This is a genomic window from Kamptonema sp. PCC 6506 (assembly GCF_000180455.1).
GTDB classification, from domain to species: Bacteria; Cyanobacteriota; Cyanobacteriia; order Cyanobacteriales; family Microcoleaceae; genus Kamptonema; species Kamptonema formosum.
The window spans coordinates 1-4083 of the sequence record NZ_CACA01000152.1; the positions used below are offsets into that span (position 1 = coordinate 1).

The window sequence follows — 4083 nt, forward strand, 5'->3', positions numbered from 1 at the left end:
TCCTCCAATTTTCACAAATTTTAATTAAGTTAAATTAACTTTCGCTGACTTTTAATTGCTTTTTTGTACTCCGACACCTCCTAAATCCTCGTAGTTAGTGTGGTAGTCGCATAGCAAGCCATGTCAAATAGACGTTATAGGGGGGTAAAAATGACCAATTTATGGTTTTTATGGTTTTTGCAAGACTGAAATGAGAACTGTTGGAAGTTGGAGTTAGCGATCGCATACAACAGCAGCCAAAGCAAGAAAGTTGGTAATGGTAGTTTATATTGCACTTTTTACACAGATATCGGCTCAATACCTAAAACGGACGTTGCCCTAGCTTTGCCGTAAGCTTGCGAATGGTTTCTGTCTTTTCTCTCAACTGGTTGCCGTATCCGTCGCACCGTTCGGTTGCTTGCTTGAGGTCAGATTGTAAGCGCTGGATTATGGTGTAATTTTGGTCAAGTTTTGAGGCCTCTTCAATCAGAGCAGAGGCAAAAGCATAGAAGCGATCGCGCTTCTCACCTTTCTCAAACTTCCAGCCGCCCAAGGATGGCATCTCAAAAAGCTTATCCCTCGCTGCATACAAATCGGGTAGCTGTGGCTGTGATTGTTGTGGCATCTCTGGCAACAGTTCTAAGATTGCTTCCACATCTTGTAAATCAGTTTTTGATTTTTTACGCTTAGCCTTGAGCTGGTTGAGCAAGTCCGCCGCGTCTGGAAAGTCCCAAAATGTGGAATCTTGCGCGGTCTGGGAGGGAAGTTGCGATCGCGCCTCTGCTAGTTCTGCTTTTAGTTGGGTAATTTCCTTCTGTAACCCTAAGTTAACTGTTTGTAAGTTACCTAGTTCATTATGTATAAGTTACTTAAACCGAGGGCGTGACTAGCGCGATATTTCTGAAATGCTTGATTCTATGTTTTAAGTAGTGTGCGATCGCGCGGTAGTAGGACTATAGTCGAGAGTATAACCAACATTAGAACGATCGCTAGAAACACAGCGATCGCCCCCATACCAAAAACGCTCCGCGCTTTTCACTTGCCAAACAGTTGACCCCACCACATCCAGCATTGTTGACGGGAGCTCGCCACCTATAAAATGGGTAAAAACCCACGCCAAAGTCCGCAGCCGCACCCTAATCGGTATGGGTGCAGCTCACGTTATTTTGATAGAGTCCGGTCTCTTTTGAATTAATCCTGCACAAATGCAGGTAGATTAGTTAACTTGGCTTGGCATTCTTGAGGATAAATAGAACAATTAGTTCTGCTATTAGCACTCTTTATCTCTCTCATAAGGCGCTCAATAAATTCAGATTGAGATATTCCCTGAGCGGTGGCCAAACTGCGGAGTATGTCTTTAGCCGTCGGGGTTAAGCCAAGAGAAACTGGTTTTTTGACTTCTTCATATATTTCTGGCTGATTTCTCTGACTCTTGTATCCTTTTTTTGCCATGTCAAAGCCTCTTTGCTGATTTGTTGGGGGACAAGCTCTCACTTCGCTCTGCTCTGGAAACGAACCAAAAAAAAAGGAGCTCCTGGGGAACTCCGTGTTGGGTTTTTTCATTAGTATTAATTGAAAAGTCAATTCTTGGCTGTGAGGCGTTGTTTTTCTCAACGCCTGCCAAACAAGACGACTATCAGAATTTTAGAGAGATGTATGAGTGCTGGTTTGATATAGCAGTGCTTACTTTGGGAAAAATAGCGAGTGCTATATTTCTGAAAGTTTGGGCTGCTGTAAAGCAGCATAGCATCAATGAATCTGAATTGACAACAGTTAGTAAATTCTCAGTGATTTAGTCTTTAAGTTTCTGCTAGATTGCCTTTAGCTCTTAATAAGAGGATGGTAGTGGTTGAAAACTTAACTTTTATTTACAGTCTGCTTTCCACCCTATCCACTTTACGTCAAGTCTCTTCTCATTTGCGATCGCGCCTGATTCAAGCCCTCAGAGTGAATCCAGCCGATTTCGCCGCCATAAATCATTCTGCCATCGGGTGCGCCTAGTACGGCAATGGCTTCTAGCATTCCTGCTGGGCCACCTAGAAATGCCAAAGCTGCTGTGATCGCAGCCATCGTTTGAAACTACTCACAGGCATTGGTAAACAGGTTTGTAGAATTTACCTCGTAGAGATGAGCACGCCGCCCGTCCGCCTATGGCTTAGCGCTGAGTTGATTCGTCAACCGTCAGAGGAAAGGTGGGAGCCAGAGGAGTATCATTAGGTGCTAACGGTTTGTGTGTTATTCTATACCTTGCTTGGACAGCGCTTCTTGGGGGTGCTAGCGATCGCCCAGTACGAGAGATAAATGACGAACGGACTGAACGGACAAAATGGACACAAGAAAAAGCTAGAAACCCAGCTTTGGAATATTGCCGACTCGCTTCGGGGCAAGATGAATGCTGATGAGTTTCGGGATTATTGCTTAGGGTTTATTTTTTATAAGTACCTCTCTGAGCGGCAGTATATTTATGCCAATGGAGTGTTAGCGGAGGATGGCATTGACTTTCTAGAGATTGATGAATCTTCAGAGGAGGGGCAAGAATATTTGGAGGCAATTAAAGAGGAATCTATTGCCGAGTTGGGTTATTTTTTGAAGCCATCTGAGTTGTTTAGTTCTCTGGCTAAACGGGCATTAGGCAATCAGGCGGATAAGGATGAGATTAGTGATGAGGAGTTAGAAAAGAGTTCAATTTTTATTTTAGGGGATTTGACGGATGTTTTAAACAACATTGAACGCTCCACAATGGGCAAGGAAAGTGAGGAAGATTTTGATCATTTGTTTGAGGATCTGGATCTGAATTCGACAAAGTTGGGGCGGACTCCGAAGGCGAAAAATGCTTTAATTGCCAAGATTTTAGTGCATCTGGATAAGATTGATTTTCGGTTGGGAGACACCGAGAGCGATGTGCTGGGGGATGCCTATGAGTATTTGATTGGGCAGTTTGCCAGTGGTGCGGGGAAAAAGGCGGGGGAGTTTTACACGCCGCAGCAGGTTTCTAAGGTATTGGCGAAGATTGTGACGACGGGGAAGGAGCGGCTGAAGTCGGTTTATGACCCAACTTGTGGTTCGGGATCTTTGCTGCTGCGGGTGGCGCGGGAGGTGGAATCAGTCGGGGATTTTTACGGACAAGAAATGAACCGCACGACTTACAACCTGGCGCGGATGAATATGATTTTGCATGGGGTGCATTATCGGAATTTTGATCTTAGGCAAGAGGATACGCTGGAGAATCCCCAGCATGAGGGAATGCGGTTTGAGGCGGTGGTGGCGAATCCGCCGTTTTCGGCGCAGTGGAGTGCGAATAAGCTGTTTGAGTCGGACGATCGCTTTAGTCAGTATGGGAAGTTAGCCCCGGTTTCTAAGGCTGATTTTGCCTTTGTGCAGCACATGCTGCATCACCTAGATGAGAATGGCATTATGGCGGTGGTGTTACCCCACGGGGTTTTGTTTCGAGGAGGTGCGGAGGGGCATATTCGCCAGTATCTAATCAAGGAGCGGAATTGGTTGGATGCGGTGATTGGGTTGCCTGCGAATATTTTTTATGGGACGAGCATCCCGACTTGTATTTTGGTGTTGAAAAAGTGCCGGGAATCTCCTGAAGATGTTTTGTTTATTGATGCCAGTGCCTATTTTGAGAAGGCAACGAATCAAAATCTTTTACGGGCTCAGGATGTTGACAAAATTATTTCCACCTATCGCCAAAGGATAGAGGAGGACAAGTATAGTTATCGCGCACCTTTAGCGGAGATTGAGGAGAATAATTTTAATCTAAATATTCCTCGTTATGTGGATACGTTTGAGGAGGAGGAGGAGATTGATCTGGCGGCTGTAGCGGCAAAGTTGAGGCAGTGCGATCAAGATATGGCGGGGATTGATCAGACGATTCAGGCTTTTTGTGATGAGTTGGGGATTGATGCGCCGCTATGAGTAAGAAGTTAAAGAAAAAAGTCCCTGAGCTAAGATTCCCTGAGTTTGATGGTAATTGGGACACAGATAGAATTGATAATTTTTTAGTTCGCTATGTAGATCCTGTTGATGTAGACCTTGAAACAAACTACAAACAGATTGGAATACGATCACATGGAAAAGGGATCTTTCATAAAGAAG

At 44.7% G+C, this 4083-nt stretch carries 7 protein-coding genes; 3 read left to right on the forward strand and 4 right to left on the reverse strand.

The features are described 5' to 3' along the window. Nucleotides 1–301 precede the first annotated feature (301 nt). The 4 genes from OSCI_RS08900 to OSCI_RS30630 all read right to left on the reverse strand — a co-directional run bounded on the left by OSCI_RS08900 (nucleotide 302) and on the right by OSCI_RS30630 (nucleotide 2049). The gene (locus tag OSCI_RS08900) at nucleotides 302–688 is read right to left on the reverse strand and encodes a hypothetical protein (RefSeq protein ID WP_007354595.1); all 387 of its coding nucleotides are present in this window, start codon (nucleotides 686–688) and stop codon (nucleotides 302–304) included. 213 nt (nucleotides 689–901) lie between these two features. After that, nucleotides 902–1051, reverse strand: coding sequence for a hypothetical protein (locus OSCI_RS29800; RefSeq protein WP_155523448.1), 150 nt, complete (start codon nucleotides 1049–1051; stop codon nucleotides 902–904). A 119-nt stretch (nucleotides 1052–1170) separates the two neighbouring features. Continuing rightward, nucleotides 1171–1431 (reverse strand): CopG family transcriptional regulator, encoded by a 261-nt coding sequence (locus OSCI_RS08905; protein WP_007354596.1) that lies wholly within the window; start codon nucleotides 1429–1431, stop codon nucleotides 1171–1173. Nucleotides 1432–1875: 444 nt separating this feature from the next. Further along, a complete protein-coding gene (locus OSCI_RS30630) occupies nucleotides 1876–2049 on the reverse strand; it encodes a hypothetical protein (protein ID WP_007354597.1) in 174 nt (57 codons plus the stop codon). Nucleotides 2050–2052: 3 nt separating this feature from the next. Here OSCI_RS30630 and OSCI_RS29805 point away from each other — a divergent pair, with 3 nt between their 5' ends. The 3 genes from OSCI_RS29805 to OSCI_RS31385 form a co-directional block, all read left to right on the forward strand. Beyond that, a complete protein-coding gene (locus tag OSCI_RS29805; RefSeq protein WP_155523447.1) occupies nucleotides 2053–2196 on the forward strand; it encodes a hypothetical protein in 144 nt (47 codons plus the stop codon). Nucleotides 2197–2280: 84 nt separating this feature from the next. Next, complete coding sequence (locus tag OSCI_RS08915; RefSeq protein WP_007354599.1) at nucleotides 2281–3903, forward strand: type I restriction-modification system subunit M; 1623 nt, start codon at nucleotides 2281–2283, stop codon at nucleotides 3901–3903. Further along, the coding region (locus OSCI_RS31385) for a hypothetical protein (RefSeq protein WP_039961946.1) at nucleotides 3900–4083 on the forward strand (184 nt) is incomplete at its 3' end. The genes OSCI_RS08915 and OSCI_RS31385, both read left to right, overlap by 4 nt.

Bases quoted from the DNA above. Each gene is read 5' to 3' on its own strand.
- OSCI_RS29800 (WP_155523448.1), bottom strand. From the start codon at position 1,051: ATGCTGGATGTGGTGGGGTCAACTGTTTGGCAAGTGAAAAGCGCGGAG.
- OSCI_RS08905 (WP_007354596.1), bottom strand. From the start codon at position 1,431: ATGGCAAAAAAAGGATACAAGAGTCAGAGAAATCAGCCAGAAATATAT.
- OSCI_RS30630 (WP_007354597.1), bottom strand. From the start codon at position 2,049: ATGGCTGCGATCACAGCAGCTTTGGCATTTCTAGGTGGCCCAGCAGGA.
- OSCI_RS08915 (WP_007354599.1), top strand. From the start codon at position 2,281: ATGACGAACGGACTGAACGGACAAAATGGACACAAGAAAAAGCTAGAA.